This window comes from Streptomyces sp. NPDC002232, from assembly GCF_042890295.1.
GTDB lineage: Bacteria > Actinomycetota > Actinomycetes > Streptomycetales > Streptomycetaceae > Streptomyces.
The window spans coordinates 492,306-509,523 of the sequence record NZ_JBIARV010000002.1 but is presented as its reverse complement, the minus strand read 5'-3'; the positions used below and the strand labels follow the sequence as shown (position 1 = coordinate 509,523).

Annotated in this window: 12 protein-coding genes; 9 read left to right on the top strand and 3 right to left on the bottom strand. The window is 71.9% G+C overall.

The genetic code is table 11. The annotated features are described in order from the left end of the window. Nucleotides 1–144 precede the first annotated feature (144 nt). Nucleotides 145–3,132: a bifunctional [glutamine synthetase] adenylyltransferase/[glutamine synthetase]-adenylyl-L-tyrosine phosphorylase gene (locus ACFYXU_RS09010; RefSeq protein WP_389408200.1), complete on the top strand. Its 2,988-nt coding sequence runs from the start codon at nucleotides 145–147 to the stop codon at nucleotides 3,130–3,132. Between the two features lie 36 nt (nucleotides 3,133–3,168). Here ACFYXU_RS09010 and ACFYXU_RS09005 read toward each other — a convergent pair whose 3' ends face one another. After that, nucleotides 3,169–3,783: a TetR/AcrR family transcriptional regulator gene (locus ACFYXU_RS09005; protein WP_389408201.1), complete on the bottom strand. Its 615-nt coding sequence runs from the start codon at nucleotides 3,781–3,783 to the stop codon at nucleotides 3,169–3,171. 131 nt (nucleotides 3,784–3,914) lie between these two features. Here ACFYXU_RS09005 and ACFYXU_RS09000 point away from each other — a divergent pair, with 131 nt between their 5' ends. Together ACFYXU_RS09000 and ACFYXU_RS08995 are read left to right on the top strand one after the other, a co-directional pair. Beyond that, the gene (locus ACFYXU_RS09000; RefSeq protein WP_389408202.1) at nucleotides 3,915–5,453 is read left to right on the top strand and encodes an APC family permease; all 1,539 of its coding nucleotides are present in this window, start codon (nucleotides 3,915–3,917) and stop codon (nucleotides 5,451–5,453) included. Next, complete coding sequence (locus tag ACFYXU_RS08995; protein ID WP_389457034.1) at nucleotides 5,363–6,931, top strand: amidohydrolase; 1,569 nt, start codon at nucleotides 5,363–5,365, stop codon at nucleotides 6,929–6,931. The genes ACFYXU_RS09000 and ACFYXU_RS08995 overlap by 91 nt, the downstream gene beginning before the upstream one ends. Before the next feature lie 124 nt (nucleotides 6,932–7,055). Here ACFYXU_RS08995 and ACFYXU_RS08990 read toward each other — a convergent pair whose 3' ends face one another. Together ACFYXU_RS08990 and ACFYXU_RS08985 are read right to left on the bottom strand one after the other, a co-directional pair. Continuing rightward, nucleotides 7,056–7,976, bottom strand: coding sequence for a phosphatase PAP2 family protein (locus ACFYXU_RS08990; protein WP_376514864.1), 921 nt, complete (start codon nucleotides 7,974–7,976; stop codon nucleotides 7,056–7,058). A gap of 75 nt (nucleotides 7,977–8,051) precedes the next feature. Next, nucleotides 8,052–9,086 carry a LacI family DNA-binding transcriptional regulator gene (locus tag ACFYXU_RS08985; RefSeq protein WP_389408204.1) on the bottom strand — a complete coding sequence of 345 codons (1,035 nt, stop codon included), beginning with the start codon at nucleotides 9,084–9,086 and terminating at the stop codon, nucleotides 8,052–8,054. A 336-nt stretch (nucleotides 9,087–9,422) separates the two neighbouring features. On the opposite strand from ACFYXU_RS08985, the gene ACFYXU_RS08980 reads away from it, so the two are divergent. From ACFYXU_RS08980 to ACFYXU_RS08955, 6 genes are all read left to right on the top strand, one after another. Then, entirely contained in the window at nucleotides 9,423–10,700 is a 1,278-nt protein-coding gene (locus tag ACFYXU_RS08980; RefSeq protein WP_376514859.1) for an extracellular solute-binding protein, read from the top strand. Nucleotides 10,701–10,719: 19 nt separating this feature from the next. Next, complete coding sequence (locus ACFYXU_RS08975; protein ID WP_329855594.1) at nucleotides 10,720–11,733, top strand: sugar ABC transporter permease; 1,014 nt, start codon at nucleotides 10,720–10,722, stop codon at nucleotides 11,731–11,733. Then, entirely contained in the window at nucleotides 11,727–12,599 is an 873-nt protein-coding gene (locus ACFYXU_RS08970) for a sugar ABC transporter permease (protein WP_376513781.1), read from the top strand. Before ACFYXU_RS08975 ends, ACFYXU_RS08970 begins: the two co-directional genes overlap by 7 nt. 39 nt (nucleotides 12,600–12,638) lie before the next feature. Continuing rightward, nucleotides 12,639–14,306 carry a glycoside hydrolase family 13 protein gene (locus ACFYXU_RS08965; RefSeq protein WP_376513775.1) on the top strand — a complete coding sequence of 556 codons (1,668 nt, stop codon included), beginning with the start codon at nucleotides 12,639–12,641 and terminating at the stop codon, nucleotides 14,304–14,306. Next, nucleotides 14,294–15,373, top strand: coding sequence for a LacI family DNA-binding transcriptional regulator (locus tag ACFYXU_RS08960; protein WP_329855597.1), 1,080 nt, complete (start codon nucleotides 14,294–14,296; stop codon nucleotides 15,371–15,373). The genes ACFYXU_RS08965 and ACFYXU_RS08960 overlap by 13 nt, the downstream gene beginning before the upstream one ends. Nucleotides 15,374–15,495: 122 nt before the next feature. Then, nucleotides 15,496–17,181: a carbohydrate-binding module family 20 domain-containing protein gene (locus ACFYXU_RS08955; protein WP_389457032.1), complete on the top strand. Its 1,686-nt coding sequence runs from the start codon at nucleotides 15,496–15,498 to the stop codon at nucleotides 17,179–17,181. The last annotated feature ends 37 nt before the right edge of the window (nucleotides 17,182–17,218 follow it).

Below are 17,218 nucleotides of genomic sequence, written 5' to 3'. Positions count from 1 at the left end.
ACTGAGGGTTCATCCGTCCGTAAAGCGATCTTTGTGCGGGATCTCACGTGTGACGCGGCGCGATCGGCGGGCGGGCAAGCCCCCGGCCCCCGCTCCCGATAGGCTCGACCCCTTGGGGCTGACCTGCTCGGAGGGAGCGGTGGAATGACGGTGCCGGGACGCAGGAGCAGTACGTTCTCACGTCTGCTGCGGCACGGGTTCACCGATCCCTCGGGGGCCGAACACCTGCTGGACGTGCCCGAGCTGTCCGCGCTGCGCGACGACTCCGTCCTGCTGGACGCCCTCGGCGCCACCGCCGACCCCGATCTCGCCCTGCGCGGCCTGGTGCGTCTCGTCGAGGCCCAGCCCGAGACGGAGCGGGGGACCCTCATCACCACGCTGCTCTCCGCGAAGCCGTTCCGGGACCGGCTCCTCGGGGTGCTCGGCGCCTCCGAGGCGCTCGCCGACCACCTGGCCCGGCACCCCCGCGACTGGGAGTCCCTCGTCCAGTACGAGGCGGCCGACCTGCACCCGGGGGTCGCCGAGTTCGAGCAGGGGCTCGCCGAGGCCACCGACCCGGTGTCGCTGCGGGTCGCCTACCGCCGCTGCCTCCTCGCCATAGCGGCCCGTGACGTGTGCGGCACCGCCGACCTCGCGCAGACCGCCGCCGAGCTCGCCGACCTGGCGACGGCGACCCTGCGCGCCGCGCTCGCCCTCGCCCGTACGGCCGAGCCCGCCGACGCCGCCCTGTGCCGGCTCGCGGTGATCGCGATGGGCAAGTGCGGCGGCCACGAGCTGAACTACGTCTCCGACGTGGACGTGATCTTCGTCGGCGAGCCGGCGGAGGGCGCCGACGAGGGCAAGGCGATCCAGGCCGCGACCCGGCTCGCCTCCCATCTGATGCGGATCTGCTCGGAGACCACCGTCGAGGGCACCATCTGGCCGGTCGACGCCAATCTGCGCCCCGAGGGACGCAACGGCCCCCTCGTCCGCACCCTCTCCTCCCACCTCGCCTACTACCAGCGGTGGGCGAAGACCTGGGAGTTCCAGGCGCTCCTGAAGGCGCGCCCGGTGGCGGGCGACCCGGAGCTCGGCGCCCAGTACGTCGACGCGGTCTCCCCGCTCGTCTGGCAGGCCGCCGAGCGGGAGAACTTCGTCCCCGACGTGCAGAAGATGCGCCGCCGCGTGGTCGACAACATCCCGGTGGCCCAGGTCGAGCGCGAGCTCAAGCTGGGACCCGGCGGACTCCGGGACGTGGAGTTCGCCGTCCAGCTCCTCCAGCTGGTGCACGGCCGCAGCGACGCCACGCTGCACAGCGGCACCACCCTCGACGCGCTCGCCGCCCTCGCCGCCGGCGGCTACGTCGGCCGCGCCGACGCCTCCCAGCTCGACGAGGCGTACCGCTTCCTGCGGGCCATGGAGCACCGCATCCAGCTGTACCGGCTGCGCCGCACCCACCTCGTCCCCGAGGACGAGGCCGACCTGCGCCGCCTCGGCCGCTCCCTCGGACTGCGCACCGACCCGGTTGCCGGGCTGAACAAGGAGTGGAAGCGGCACGCGGCCGTCGTCCGGCGCCTGCACGAGAAGCTCTTCTACCGGCCGCTGCTCGACGCGGTCGCCCAGCTCGCCCCCGGCGAGATCCGGCTCAGCCCGAAGGCCGCCGGGCAGCGCCTCGAAGCCCTCGGGTACGCCGACCCCGCCGCCGCCCTGCGCCACCTGGAGGCGCTGGCCTCCGGGGTGAGCCGGAAGGCCGCGATCCAGCGGACGCTGCTGCCGGTGCTGCTCGGCTGGTTCGCCGACTCGGCCGACCCGGACGCCGGGCTCCTCGGCTTCCGCAAGGTCTCCGACGCCCTCGGCAAGACCCCCTGGTACCTGCGGCTGCTCCGCGACGAGGGCGCCGCCGCCGAGAACCTCGCCCGGGTCCTGTCCGCCGGGCGGCTCGCCCCCGACCTGCTGCTGCGCGCCCCCGAGGCCGTCGCGATCCTCGGCGACCCGGAGGGGCTGCGGCCGCGCGGCCGGGACCACCTGGAGCAGGAGGTCCTGGCGGCGGTGGGCCGCGCGGACGACGCCGAGCAGGCGGTGGCGGCGGCCCGCGGGGTGCGCCGCCGGGAGCTGTTCCGCACGGCCGCGGCCGATCTCATCGGCTCGTACGGCACCGAGGACAACCCCCGCGAGCCCGACCCGGGCGCGCTCGTCGACCGGGTCGGGGAGGCCGTCACCGACCTCAACGCGGCGACGATCGCCGGCGCCCTGCGGGCCGCCGTCCGCGCCGAGTGGGGCGACGAGCTGCCGACCCGGTTCGCGGTCATCGGCATGGGCCGCTTCGGCGGCAACGAGCTCGGGTACGGCTCCGACGCCGACGTGCTGTTCGTGCACGAGCCGCGCGAGGGCGTCGACGAGCAGGAGGCGGCGCGGGCGGCGAACCGGGTGGTCGCCGAGATGCGGCGGCTCCTCCAGGTGCCCACCGCCGACCCGCCGCTGCTCATCGACGCGGACCTGCGCCCGGAGGGCAAGAGCGGCCCCCTGGTGCGCAGCCTGAAGTCGTACGAGGCCTACTACCGCCGCTGGTCGCTGGTCTGGGAGAGCCAGGCGCTGCTGCGCGCCGAACCCATGGCCGGGGACCGCGACCTGGGCGAGCGGTTCATCGAGCTCGTCGACCCGCTGCGCTACCCGGCCGAGGGGCTCGGTGAGGACGCCGTCCGCGAGATCCGCCGCCTCAAGGCCCGGATGGAGTCCGAGCGCCTGCCGCGCGGCGCCGATCCGACCCTGCACGCCAAGCTCGGGCGCGGCGGGCTCAGCGACGTCGAGTGGACGGTCCAGCTGCTCCAGATGCGGCACGGCTGGGCCGAGCCGGGCCTGCGGACGACCCGTACCCGCGAGGCCCTGGGCGCCGCGCACACGGCGGGCCTGATCCCGACGGAGGAGGCGCAGACCCTCGACGAGGCCTGGGTCCTCGCCACCCGGGTGCGCAACGCGGTGATGCTGGTCCGCGGCCGCCCGGGCGACACCTTCCCCTCGGATCCGCGGGAACTCGCGGCGGTCGCGCGGTACCTGGGGTACGAGCCGGGGCACGTCGGCGAGATGGTGGACGACTACCGGCGCGTCACCCGCCGCGCCCGCGCCGTCGTCGAGGAGCTCTTCTACGGGGCGTAGGGCCGTCCCCGGGGAGCTCTTCCCCGAGCCGCGGTCCTACGCCCGATCCTGGTCGAGCAGCGTCCGAACGTGCTCCAGGTAGCCGCTGAGGGCCAGCTCGAAGGCCTGGTCGGAGCGGGACTCCCGGGCCGCGCCGAGCGCGCGGGCCAGCTGGGGCGTCGCCGTCTCGTCGGCGAGCTCCCACATCGCGTCGGGGGCGGCCATGTCGAGCGCCGAGCCGAGGACGACGTTCTCCAGGGCGATGATCACCGGCATCACGTCCGGCAGGGCGAACCCCGCGTCGAGCAGGCGGTCGACCGCCCGCTCGTACTGGGCGAGGACCTTGGGCGCGCGCACCGGTGACGTGGTGAGCAGCGGGATCGTGCGCGGGTGGGCGGCGAAGGCGGCCCGGTAGGAGCGGGCCCAGGCGGCCATGGCGGCGTCCCAGGGCTCCCGGTCGAGGGTCGCGCCGTCGATGGCCGAGGCCACCCGCTCGCGCAGCAGCTCGACGATGCCGTCCCGGCCGTCGACGTGGTGGTAGACGGAGGCCGTCTGCACCCCGAGCCGTCTGGCGATCTGCGGGACGCTGAACTCGCCCTGCTCGTCGACGATCTCGAGCGCCGTGGTGGTGATCCGCTCCCGGTCGAGGAGGGGTCTGCGCGGCCGGCCCATGAATCGTCACTCCCTGTTCGGCTGCTGCCGTCTCGGATGTTCGTCGGGTCTTCCCGAACGGTCCAGGGCGAGGCTACATTGCGGAAACCGAAAGCCTTTAGGTTTCCTGTCGCGGAAAGGCTTCCCCCGCCATGCCCTCACCCACCCCCGACGAGCCCCCAGGGCTGAGAACCGGCAGCCTCGGCACCGCCGACATCTCGTTCTTCGTCGTCTCCGCAGCCGCCCCGCTCACCGTCATGGCCGGCGTCGCCCCCGTCGCCATCCTCCTCGGCGGCATCGGCGCCCCCGTCGGCTACCTCCTCGCCGGCCTCACCCTCACCGTCTTCGCCGTCGGCTTCACCACCATGAGCCGCCACGTCCGCAGCGCCGGCGCCTTCTACGCGTACATCGCCCGTGGCCTCGGCACCCCGGTCGGCATCGCGGCCGCCCTGGTCGCCATGCTCGGCTACAACGGCATGGAGATCGGCGTCTACGGACTCCTCGGCTCCGCCACGTCCGACACCGCCGCCGCCCTCGGCCACCACGTCCCCTGGCTCCCCGTCTCCCTCGCCGGGCTCCTGGTCATCTGGTACGGCGGCTACCGCTCCATCGACTTCGGCGCCAAGGTGCTCGGCGTGCTCCTCGTCGCCGAGACGGGCATCCTCGTCCTCCTCGCCGGGGGCGTGCTCCTCGACGGCGGAGCGGACGGCCTCTCCCTCGGGGGCCTCGCCCCCGCGCACGTCCTCACCGGAGGCACCGCCGCCGTCCTCGCCTTCGCCTTCGCCGCCTTCACCGGCTTCGAGTCCACCGTGATCTACCGGCGCGAGGCCAGGAACCCCGAGCGCACCATCCCCCGCGCCACCTACATCGCGGTCGCCTTCCTCGGCCTCTTCTACGCCTTCGTCGTCTGGACGGTCATCCAGGCCTTTGGCGAGGACAAGGTCGTCCAGGCCGCCGCCGACGACCCCGGCGGCCTCTTCTTCGCCGCCATCACCACCTACGTCGGAGCCTGGGCCGCCGACCTGATGCACCTGCTCATCATCACCAGCGTCCTCGCCTCCCTCCTCGCCTTCCACAACGCCATCAACCGCTACGCGCTCTCCCTCTCCGAGGAAGGCGTCCTGCCGAAGGCCCTCGGCCGGATCCACCCCCGCCACCGCTCCCCGTACGTGGCCGGAGCGGCCCAGACCGCGCTCGGCGCCCTCGTCGTCCTCGCCTTCGCGCTCGCCGGCGCCGACCCGTACCAGCAGCTCCTCCTCTGGGTGAACACCCCGGGGATGATCGGCCTGATGATCCTCCAGCTGCTCGCCGCGCTCGCCGTGCCCTGCTTCTTCCGGCGGATCGACCACCGCGAGGGCGTCCTGCGGACCGTCGTCGCCCCCGTGGCCGCCTTCGTCCTGCTCGCCGGGGCGATAGGCCTGGTCACCGCCCACGTCGACCTCTTCACCGGGGCCTCGACCACGGTCAACACCGTGCTCGTCTCCCTCGCCCCCGCCGTCTTCCTCCTCGGTCTCCTCCTCGCGCGCCGGCTCCGCCGCACCCGCCCCGAGACCTACGCCCGCTTCGCCGCAGAACCCGACCCCGAAGGAGCAGACCCCTCGTGTCCGCACCCGACCTCGTCCTCGTCAACGCCCGCGTCCGTGACCCCGAGCTCACCGGCGCCACCGCACTCGCCGTCCATGGCGGAGTGATCACCGCCGTCGGCACCGACGCGGAGGCCCGCGCCTGGGCCGGAGCCGGCACCGAGACGATCGACCTCGCCGGCGCCACCCTCACCCCCGGTCTCACCGACGCCCACAGCCACCCCGTCTGGGGCCTGGAGATGTTCACCGGCACCGACCTGTCCGGCGTCACCGACCTCGAAGGACTGCGCGCCGCCCTGCGCACCGCCGAGCGCCGCGACGGCTGGGTCGTCGGCTTCGGCCTCGACCACAACGCCTTCGGCGGCCGGCCCGTCCACCGCGAGCTCATCGAGGACGCCCTCGGCGGCAGCCCCGCCCTCCTGCGCCTCTACGACGGACACTCCGCCCTCGCCAGCGCCGCCGCGCTCCGGGCCGCCGGCATCGACGGACCCCGCGCCTTCGCCCAGCACTCCGAGATCGTCTGCGACGGCGACGGCCGCCCCACCGGACACCTCGTCGAGCACGCCGCCATGGACCTGATCACGCCGGTCCTGCCCACGCAGCCGTACGCCGAGCGCCGCGACCGGCTCGTCGGGCTCCTCGGCGCCATGGCCGCCACCGGTCTGACCGCCGCGCACGTCATGGACCTCGGCGGCCACGACGTCCCCGGCCTGCTCGCCGGCATCGAGGAGGACGGCGACCTGCCCGTCCGCCTCCGCCTCGCCCCCTGGTGCATGCCCGGCGCCACCGCCGAGGAGCTCGACGGATTCGTACGGCTCCAGGAGCGGGCGGGACGCCTCTGGGCGATCGGCGGCGTGAAGTTCTTCATGGACGGCACCGTCGAGGGCGGCACCGCCTGGCTGGAGCACGCCGACTGCCACGGCCAGGGCACCGACGCCTTCTGGCCCGACCCGGCCGCGTACTCCGCCGCCGTGCGCCACCTGCACCGGGCCGGGGTCGGCACCGCCACCCACGCCATCGGCGACGCCGCCGTCCGGCACGTCCTCGACACCGTGGAGGCCCTCGGCACCGGCGGCCCCCGCCACCGGATCGAGCACATCGAGACCGTCCCCGACGACCAGCTCGGCCGCTTCACCGCGCTCGGCGTCGTCGCCTCGATGCAGCCCCCGCACACGGCGTACACCCGCGCCGACCACACCGACGAGTGGTCGAAGCGGCTCGGTGACGAGCGGGCCGCCCGCGCCTGGCGCTGCCGCGACCTGCGGGACGCCGGCGCGCACCTCGCGCTCGGCTCGGACTGGCCCATCGCCCACTACGACGCCCGGCACGTCCTCGCCACGGCACGGGCCCCGCGCGGCGCGGCCTCGGCCCACCGCGGGCTGACCGGGCTGATGGCCCTGGAGGGGATGACCACGCACGCGGCGCTCGCGGCGGGGGAGGAGGCGGTCGCGGGCCGGATCGCGCCGGGCTTCCGGGCCGACCTCGCCGCCTTCGCCGTGGACCCGGTCGAGGCCCCGGCGGACGAGACCGCAGAGGCCCCGGTCCGGCTGACGGTCGCGGGAGGCCGGATCACGCACCGGAGCTGACCGGCGACAGGAGACAGGGTCACGCACCGGGGCCGACCGGCCGCTGGAGAGGCGGGGTCACGCACCGGAGCCGAACGGCGGCGGGAGGGGCCGGGTCACGCACCGGGGCCGACCGGCCGCGGGATCACCTGCCGGAGCGGACCTGCTCCTCGGCGTCCTGACGGGCGCGGTCCGTCCCCTTCGCCGGGGACGGGCCGCCCCGCTCGACGACGCCCACCGGCTCCACCGGCTCCACCAGCTTCGGCAGCCGGTGCGGCCGGGAGCCGTACCAGAAGTAGGAGACGGCGAAGCCGAAGGACAGGCAGACCATGCCGCCGACCGCGTCCATCCAGAAGTGGTTGGCGGTCGCGACGATGACGACGAGCGTCGCCGTCGGGTACAGCAGGCCGAGGATCCGCGCCCAGGGCGCCTTGGCCAGCAGGAAGATGGTCAGGCCGCACCACAGCGACCAGCCGATGTGCATCGACGGCATCGCCGCGTACTGGTTCGACACGTGTTTGAGGTTCCCCGAGGCCATCGAGCCCCAGGTGTGGTGGACGAGCACCGTGTCGATGAAGTCCTGGCCGTTCATGAGCCGGGGCGGCGCGAGCGGGTACAGGTAGTAGCCGACCAGCGCCACTCCGGTGGTGGCGAACAGGACCGTGCGGAACGCCGCGTAACGGCCCGGGTGCCATCGGTACAGCCACACCAGCACACCGATCGTCACGACGAAGTGCAGCGTGGCGTAGTAGTAGTTCATCGACACGATCAGCCATGTCACCGAGTTCACGGCATGGTTGACGGCGTGCTCGAAGGCGAGGCCGAGGGAGTTCTCGGTCTTCCAGATCCAGTCGGCGTTCCGGAGTGCCTCGGCCTTCTGCTCCGGCACCGCGTTCCGGATGAGCGAGTACGTCCAGTAACTCACCGCGATGAGCAGGATCTCGAACCAGATCGTGGGGCGCCGGGGCGTGTGCGCGCGCAGCCGCGCGAACCTGCCCTCGCCGTTCACGATGGGTGACGACGGGGTCGTCCGGCTGTCCAAGCTCTTCACGGTCGTTTCACCCATAGCGAGAGAGTCTGCCAGATCCCGTCCCCCCGACCGATCATCCCTCGGTCGGGTTCCGGGTGCACGCGGTCCACCTCAGGAAGGAGTCCGCGCGGGCGTCGGGGCGGATGCGGTGGAGCCGCGAACCACCAGCTCAGGCATGAAGACGAACTCGGAGTGCGGGGCCGGGGTGCCCCCCACCTCCTCCAGGAGGGCGCGGACCGCGGCCTGCCCCATCGCCTGCACCGGCTGCCGGATGGTGGTCAGCGGCGGATCGGTGAAGGCTATGAGCGGAGAGTCGTCGAAACCGACGACCGAGACGTCCCTGGGCACGTCGAGCCCCTGCTGCCGGGCCGCCCGGATCGCGCCGAGCGCCATCATGTCGCTCGCGCAGACGACCGCCGTGCAGCCCCGGGAGATCAGCGCCCCCGCCGCCGCCTGACCGCCCTCCAGCGTGTAGAGCGAGTGCTGGATCAGCGCCTCGGACTCCTCGGGGCCGAGCCCGAGCCGCTCCCGCATGCCCTGCTGGAAGCCCTCTATCTTGCGCAGCACCGGTACGAAGCGCTTCGGCCCCACGGCGAGCCCGATGCGGGTGTGCCCGAGCGCGGCCAGGTGCGTCACGGCCAGCAGCATCGCCGCCCGGTCGTCGGGCGACACGAAGGGCGCCTGGACCTTGGGGGAGAAGCCGTTGAGGAGGACGTACGGGACGCCCTTGCCGCGCAGCTGGTCGTAGCGCGTCATGTCGGCGGTGGTGTCGGCGTGCAGACCGGAGACGAAGATGATGCCGGCGACACCGCGCTCCACCAGCATGTCGGTGAGCTCGTCCTCGGTGGACCCGCCGGGCGTCTGGGTGGCCAGGACCGGCGTGTATCCCTGCCGGGTCAGGGCCTGCCCGATCACCTGGGCGAGGGCGGGGAAGATCGGATTGTCCAGCTCGGGGGTGATGAGGCCGACGAGCCCCGCGCTGCGCTGCCGCAGACGGACGGGCCGCTCGTAGCCGAGCACGTCGAGCGCGGCAAGGACGGACTCGCGGGTGGCGGCTGCCACGCCCGGCTTGCCGTTGAGCACGCGGCTGACTGTGGCCTCACTGACCCCCGCCTGGGCTGCGATGTCTGAGAGCCGCGCGGTCATGAAGGTGGACTGTACCGGTCACGGGGCGTATTGCCCACCGGTCCCGCACAGACCGTCACGGCAAGACGCTTCCGCAAGCTCTTGCAGACCTTGCGGGCGCCCGGTGGGGGGATTCGGGCCGTAAAGGCCGGTCGATCGCCCCTGTCAAGCGATCCTTCGGCAACCTTCGGGACACGTGGGTGTAACGATCGCCGGGTCTTGCAGAAAGTTCTCGCAAGGTCTTTCGGCGCGTTTTCATCCCTGTTACGTTCCTGGCAACCCGGAGCGCCGCGAGGGAGCGGTCGCATGAGGAAGGTTCCAGACCCTCGTTTCCCCGGGATCATCGAAGGAGTTCACATGCGGCGTGGCATAGCGGCCACCGCGCTGGTCGCGGCCCTCGGCGTGACCCTGGCGGCGTGCGGCGGAAGCGACAGTGGTTCCAACGGCGGCTCGAAGGGCTCGGGCGAGCTCTCCGGCACCGTGACGTGGTGGGACACCTCCACGGTCGGCTCCGAGGACAAGGTCTTCAAGCAGGTCGCCGAGGACTTCAAGAAGCAGCACCCGAAGGTCACCGTCAAGTACGTGAACGTGCCGTTCGGTGAGGCGCAGAACAAGTTCAAGAACGCCGCGCAGTCCGGCTCCGGCGCGCCCGACGTCATCCGCTCCGAGGTCGCCTGGACCCCCGAGTTCGCCGACCTCGGCTACCTCGCCCCGCTGGACGGCACCCCCGCCCTCAAGGACCAGGGCGACTTCCTGGAGCAGGCCGCAGCCTCCACGAAGTACAACGGCAAGACCTACGCCGTGCCGCAGGTCATCGACTCCATGGGCATCTTCTACAACAAGAAGATCTTCAAGGAGGCCGGCGTCGAGGTCCCCAAGACCGTCGACGAGCTGAAGTCCGTCTCCGCCAAGATCAAGCAGAAGACCGGCAAGACCGGCCTGTACCTGCGCGGCGACGACGCCTACTGGTTCCTCTCCTTCCTGTACGGCGAGGGCGGCGACCTCGTCGACGCCGAGAACAAGAAGATCACCGTCGACAACCCGGCCGGCGTGAAGGCCTTCAAGGTCGTCAAGGACCTGGTGGACTCCGGCGCGGCCAAGACCGACGCCACCGACGGCTGGAACAACATGCAGACCGCCTTCAAGGAAGGCAAGGTCGCCATGATGATCAACGGCCCGTGGGCCGTCGCCGACACCTTCGCGGGCAAGGAGTTCGCCGACAAGGCCAACCTGGGCATCGCCCCGGTCCCGGCCGGCTCGGGCGGCCAGGGCGCCCCGCAGGGCGGCCACAACCTCGCCGTCTACGCGGGCTCCAAGAACCTCGACGCCTCCTACGCCTTCGCCGAGTACATGACCTCGGCCGAGACCCAGGCGAAGATCTCGAAGGAGCTCAGCCTCCTCCCGACCCGCCAGTCCGTCTACATCAAGCCGGACGTCGCGACCAACGAGATGATCACCTTCTTCAAGCCGGTCGTCGACAAGGCCGTCGAGCGCCCCTGGATCCCGGAGACCGGCAGCCTCTTCGCGCCGCTCGTCACCGAGTACACCAAGGTCCTGACCGGCCAGACCACCCCGGAGACGGGAGCCAAGACGGTGGGCGACGGCTACCGCAAGCTCCTGAAGGACTGGAAGTAACAGGAAGGCAGGCCGGCTGATGGCTGTGGACACCCCCAGCCAGTCGGTGGCGAAGGCCGCGGGCGACGACGTCGCCCGCGGCCGGAGCCGCGGAACTGGCAAGCCCCGGGGCGCCGCGAAGCGCTCCCTCGCAACCCACTGGTACGCCTGGGCGATGGTCGCCCCGGTGACCGTGGTGATCGCCGTGATCATCGGCTACCCGCTGGTCCGCGGCATCTACCTGTCGCTGACCGACGCCAACGAGCGGAACGTCGCGCGGTCGATCGGTGTCAACCAGATCCCGGCCACCTACGAGTTCGTCGGTCTGGACAACTACACCGACGCGCTCACCGGCAGCCAGTTCCTCGGGACGCTCGGCTGGACGATCGTCTGGACCGTCTCCTGCGTGGCGCTGACCTTCGCCCTCGGCCTCGGCCTTGCCAACATCCTGAACCGGAGGATCGCCGGCCGCTCCTTCTACCGGCTCCTGCTGATCCTGCCCTGGGCCGTGCCCGGCTTCGTCTCCGTCTTCGCCTGGCGCTTCCTCTACAACCAGGACAACGGCCTGCTCAACAAGATCCTCGCGGGCGGCGGCATCGACGCCGTCCCGTGGCTCAACGACCCGACCTGGGCCAAGATCTCGGTCATCGCGACCAACGTCTGGCTCGGCGTCCCCTTCATGATGGTCGCCCTCCTGGGCGGACTCCAGTCCATCCCCGGCGAGCTGTACGAGGCCGCCGAGATGGACGGCGCGGGCGCCTGGCAGCGCTTCCGGCACATCACCCTGCCCGGACTGCGCTCGGTGTCCACGACGGTCGTCCTGCTCTCCACCATCTGGACCTTCAACATGTTCCCGGTGATCTTCCTGCTCACCCGGGGCGGGCCCGGCGAGGCCACCCAGATCCTCGTCACGCAGGCCTACAAGTTCTCCTTCGAGGTCAGCCCGCGCGACTTCGCCCAGTCCTCGACGTGGGGCGTGCTCATCCTGGTCCTCCTGATGGTCTTCGCCGCGTTCTACCAGCGCGTCCTCCGCAAGCAGGGAGAAGTCTGGTGACCACCACGACGCCCACCCCCCCGACCGTGAACACCCCGGTCCGCGGCCGCCGTTCGCCGCTCGCCTCGGTCGCCCTGCACCTCACGCTGATCACGGCGTCCGTGATCGCCGTCTTCCCGGTGCTGTGGGTGCTGCTGACCTCGCTGAAGCCGGCGAAGTTCGCGACCACCACGGACTTCTTCAAAGAGACGACGTTCGAGAACTACACGAACCTGCTGAACGACACCCCGTTCCTCACCTGGTTCGGGAACTCGCTGCTCGTCGCGGGCCTCACCACCGTCGTCGGCGTCTTCATCTCCGCCACCACGGGCTACGCCGTCAGCCGCTTCCGGTTCCCCGGCAAGCGCGGCCTGATGTGGACGCTGCTCATCACCCAGATGTTCCCGGTCGCCGTCCTGATCGTGCCGATCTACAACATCATGGCGTCGATGGGCCTGCTCAACCAGCCGGCCGGCCTGGTCATCACGTACCTGACCATCGCCGTCCCCTTCTGCGCCTGGATGATGAAGGGCTTCTTCGACACCATCCCGCGCGAGATCGACGAGTCCGGCTACGTCGACGGCCTCACCCCCTTCGGCACCTTCTGGCGGCTCATCCTGCCGCTCGCGAAGCCGGGCATCGCCGTCACCGCCTTCTACTCCTTCATCACCGCCTGGGGCGAGGTCGCCTACGCCTCCGCCTTCATGGTCGGCGACGAGAACCTCACGCTCGCCGGCGGACTACAGAAGTTCGTCAACCAGTACGGCGCCCAGTGGGGTCCGATGGCCGCGGCCTCCGTGCTCATCGCCGTCCCCGCCGCCCTGGTGTTCCTCTTCGCCCAGCGGCACCTGGTCACCGGCATGTCCGCCGGTGCCGTCAAGGGCTGAAGCGCACCCCTCCCCATGTCCTTACGAACCGAGGAAGACATGACCCAGCACCTCGCCACCCCCGCCGCCGCCCCGACCACCGGCACGCACACGGGCTGGTGGAGAGACGCGGTGATCTACCAGGTCTACCCGCGCTCCTTCGCCGACGGCAACGGCGACGGCATGGGTGACCTGGAAGGCGTCCGCAGCCGGCTGCCGTACCTGAAGGAGCTCGGCGTCGACGCCGTCTGGCTCTCCCCGTTCTACGCCTCGCCGCAGGCCGACGCGGGCTACGACGTCGCCGACTACCGGGCCATCGACCCCATGTTCGGCTCGCTCCACGACGCCGACGCGGTGATCCGCGAGGCCCACGGCCTCGGCCTGCGCGTCATCGTCGACCTCGTCCCCAACCACTCCTCCGACCAGCACGAGTGGTTCCAGCGCGCCCTGCGCGAGGGTCCCGGCTCGGTGCTCCGCGAGCGCTACCACTTCCGCCCCGGCAAGGGCGAGACCGGCGAACTCCCGCCCAACGACTGGGAGTCCATCTTCGGCGGCCCCGCCTGGACCCGGACGGAGAACCCGGACGGCACCCTGGGCGACTGGTACCTGCACCTCTTCGCGCCGGAGCAGCCCGACTTCAACTGGGAGCACCCCGCCGTCCGCGACGAGTTCCGCTCCATCCTGCGCTTCTGGCTCGACATGGGCGTCGACGGCTTCCGCGTCGACGTCGCCCACGGCCTGGTCAAGGCCGCCGGCCTGCCCGACATCGGCGCCCACGACCAGCTGAAGCTGCTCGGCAACGACGTCATGCCCTTCTTCGACCAGGACGGCGTCCACGAGATCTACCGCTCCTGGCGCCAGGTCCTCGCCGAGTACGACGGCGAGCGCGTCCTCGTCGCCGAGGCCTGGACGCCCACCGTCGACCGCACCGCGCACTACGTGCGTCCGGACGAGATGCACCAGGCCTTCAACTTCCAGTACCTGGGCACCCACTGGGACGCCGCCGAGCTCCGCACCGTGATCGACGCCTCCCTCGACGCGATGCGCCCGGTCGGCGCGCCCACCACCTGGGTGCTCTCCAACCACGACGTCACCCGGCACGCCACCCGCTTCGCCAACCCGGCGGGCCTCGGCACCCAGCTCCGCGAGGCCGGCGACCGCGCGCTCGGCCTGCGCCGCGCCCGCGCCGCCACCCTCCTCATGCTGGCCCTGCCCGGCTCCGCGTACGTCTACCAGGGCGAGGAGCTCGGCCTGCCGGACGTCACCGACCTGCCCGACGAGGTCCGCCAGGACCCGTCCTTCTGGCGGGCCAGCGGCCAGGACGGCTTCCGCGACGGCTGCCGCGTGCCGATCCCGTGGACCGTCGAGGGCTCCTCGTACGGCTTCGGCGACGGCGGCTCCTGGCTGCCGCAGCCCGCGGCCTGGGGCGCCCTGAGCGTCGAGGCGCAGACCGGCGACCCCGGCTCCACCCTGGAGCTGTACCGCAGCGCCCTCGCCGTCCGGCGGGCGCAGCCCGGACTCGGTGCGGGCGAGGCCGTCGAGTGGCTGGAGGCGCCCGAGGGCGTGCTCTCCTTCCGCCGCGACGGCTTCGTCTGCACCGCCAACACCACCGGCCGGGCCCTCACCGTCCCGCTGCCCGGCCGGTATCTCCTGTCCAACGAGGAGGTCACCCTCACCGCCGGTCAGGCGGAACTGCCCGCCGACACCACCGTCTGGTGGGCGGTGTGACGATCCCCCTGCCGCGGGGCGCCGGGAACGGCGCCCCGCGGCTCGCGGACATCGCCGCCCAGTCCGGGGTCAGCGAGGCCACCGTCAGCCGGGTCCTCAACGGCAAGGCGGGGGTGGCCGGAGCGACCCGGCACAAGGTGCTCGCGGCGCTCGACGTGCTCGGCTACGAGCGTCCCGTACGGCTCAGACGCCGCAGCGCGGGCCTCGTCGGGCTCGTCGTGCCCGAGCTGACCAACCCGATCTTCCCCGCCTTCGCGCAGGTCGTCGAACAGGTCCTCGCGGGGCACGGCTACACCCCGGTGCTCTGCACCCAGATGCCCGGCGGCGCCACCGAGGACGAACTCGTCGAGCAGCTCGTGGAGCGCGGGGTGGCCGGCATCGTCTTCCTCTCCGGGCTGCACGCGGACGCCTCCGCCGACCCCGCGCGCTACGCCCGGCTGTCGGCCCGGGGCGTCCCGTACGTCCTCATCAACGGCTACAACGAGCACATCGACGCCAACTTCGTCTCCCCGGACGACCGGGCGGCGGCCCGCATGGCCGTCCGCCACCTGGTCGAACTGGGCCACGAGCGGATCGGCCTGGCCATCGGCCCCACCCGCTACGTCCCCTCGCGCCGCAAGGCCGAGGGCTTCACCGCCGAGCTGTACGAGCTCCTCGGCGTCGAACGGGCCGACGCCGAACGGTTCATCCGGCCCACCCTCTTCGGCGTCGAGGGCGGACACGCGGCGGCCGAGATCCTGCTCCGCGAGGGCTGCACCGGCATCGTCTGCGGCTCCGACCTGATGGCCCTCGGCGTCATCCGCGCGGTCCGCGCCCGCGGCCTGGACGTGCCCGGCGACGTCTCCGTCGTCGGCTTCGACGACTCGCCCCTCATCGCCTTCACCAGCCCGCCGCTCTCCACCGTGCGCCAGCCCGTCCAGGCCATGGCGACGGCGGCCGTCGGCGCGCTCCTGGAGGAGATCGAGGGGAACCCGGTGCAGCGCACGGAGTTCGTCTTCCAGCCCGAGCTGGTGGTGCGCGGTTCCACGGCGCAGCCGCCGGGCCGGCATCCCCAACTCCTTTCGTAACAAGTCGCGTCGGGGTGTCCGGAGGGTTGACCGGGCGCCGGGGCACTCGTACGGTCACGGCTGAAAACAGTTGCTGAACCTTTCGGCAACTTCTTGCGACAGTGAAGTCAGCAGGAGGAGACATGGCCAGGAAGACCGTGGCCGCTGCACTCGCCCTCGTGGCGGGAGCCGCTGTGGCCGTCACGGGCAACGCCCCGGCGCAGGCCGCCCCGCCCGGCGAGAAGGACGTCACCGCGGTGATGTTCGAATGGAACTTCGCCTCGATCGCCCGGGAGTGCACCGACCGCCTCGGCCCCGCCGGATACGGATACGTCCAGGTCTCGCCGCCCCAGGAGCACCTCCGGGGCGGCCAGTGGTGGACCTCGTACCAGCCGGTCAGCTACAAGATCGCCGGACGCCTCGGCGACCGCGCCGCCTTCAAGAACATGATCGACACCTGCCACGCGGCGGGCGTCAAGGTCGTCGCCGACTCCGTCGTCAACCACATGGCGAACGGGTCGGGCACGGGAACGGGCGGGACCCCGTTCTCCAAGTACGACTACCCCGGCCTCTATTCGGGCGCCGACATGGACGACTGCCGGTCCTCCATCTCCAACTACCAGGACCGGGCCAACGTCCAGAACTGCGAACTGGTCCAGCTCCCCGACCTCGACACCGGCGAGGACTACGTCCGGGGCAAGATAGCCGGGTACCTCAACGACCTGCTGTCGCTGGGCGTCGACGGCTTCCGGATCGACGCCGCCAAGCACATGCCGGCCGCCGACCTCGCGAACATCAAGTCGCGGCTCACGAACCCGGGCGTCTTCTGGAAGCAGGAGGCCATCTACGGCGCCGGCGAGGCCGTCTCCCCGAGCGAGTACCTCGGCAACGGCGACGTCCAGGAGTTCCGCTACGCCCGCGACCTCAAGCGGGTCGTGCAGAGCGAGAAGCTCGCCTTCCTCAAGAACTTCGGCGAGGCCTGGGGCTACATGCCCTCCGGCCAGGCCGGGGTCTTCGTCGACAACCACGACACCGAGCGCGGCGGCGACACCCTCAGCTACAAGGACGGCGCGAACTACACCCTCGCCTCCGTCTTCATGCTGGCCTGGCCCTACGGCTCCCCGGACGTGCACTCCGGCTACGAGTGGACCGACAAGGACGCGGGCCCGCCGAACAACGGCCGGGTCGACGCCTGCTACAGCGACGGCTGGAAGTGCCAGCACGCCTGGCGCGAGATCTCCTCCATGGTCGCCTTCCGCAACACCTCCCGCGGACAGGCCGTCACGAACTGGTGGGACAACGGCGGCAACGCGATCGCGTTCGGCCGGGGCTCCAAGGCGTACGTGGCGATCAACCACGAGTCCTCGGCCCTCACCCGCACCTTCCAGACCTCCCTCGCCGCCGGCACCTACTGCGACGTGCAGTCGAACACCGCCGTCACGGTGAACTCCGCCGGCCAGTTCACGGCCACCCTCGCCGCGAACACCGCCGTCGCCCTGCACACCGGGGCCATGAGCTGCGGCACCCAGCAGGCCTCCGCCGGGGCCTCCTTCAACGTGAACGCCACCACGGTCACCGGCCAGAACATCTACGTCACCGGCAACCGCCCCGAGCTCGGCAACTGGGCCCCCGCCTCCGCCGTCAAGCTCGACCCGGCCGCGTACCCCGTCTGGAAGCTGACGGTGAACCTGCCCGCCGGAACGGCCTTCGAGTACAAGTACCTCCGCAAGGACGCCGCCGGGAACGTGACCTGGGAGTCCGGCGCCAACCGCACCGCGACGGTCCCGTCGACGGGCCGGACCGTCCTGAACGACACCTTCCGCAGCTGAGCCTCCGCCACCCCCAGGGCCGCCCCGCCGGGGCGGC